Source organism: Salmonella sp. SAL4457 (assembly GCF_046548235.1).
Classification (GTDB): domain Bacteria; phylum Pseudomonadota; class Gammaproteobacteria; order Enterobacterales; family Enterobacteriaceae; genus Salmonella; species Salmonella enterica.
In genome coordinates this window covers 1-248 of sequence record NZ_JBGDZO010001034.1, presented here as the reverse complement: position 1 = coordinate 248, position 248 = coordinate 1, and the positions used below count along the sequence as shown (strand labels likewise).

General features: G+C 69.0%; 1 protein-coding gene. It reads right to left on the bottom strand.

The features are described 5' to 3' along the window. Positions 1–245: YqiA/YcfP family alpha/beta fold hydrolase (locus tag ACLJNW_RS27320; RefSeq protein WP_410961686.1), on the bottom strand; the 245-nt coding region annotated here is incomplete at its 3' end. Positions 246–248: the final 3 nt, after the last annotated feature.

The window sequence follows — 248 nt, the reverse complement described above, 5'->3', positions numbered from 1 at the left end:
GCCACGTGGTCCTCGGTGAGTTCCCAGGTCTCGCCGCTGTAGTGGTTGGTCTGCGCGCCCAGGTAGCCGTCGAAGGAGCGATGCGGGGCGACCGCCGGATTGACCAGGATCGCCGCCAGGCCATGGCGCTCCGCCAAATGGGTCGCATAGTAGCCACCCAGGGAGCTGCCGACCAGCACCGGTCGCCCGAGCTCGGCAATGGCCCGCTCCAACTGGGCGATAGCCTGCCGTGGGTGATGGTGCAGGGC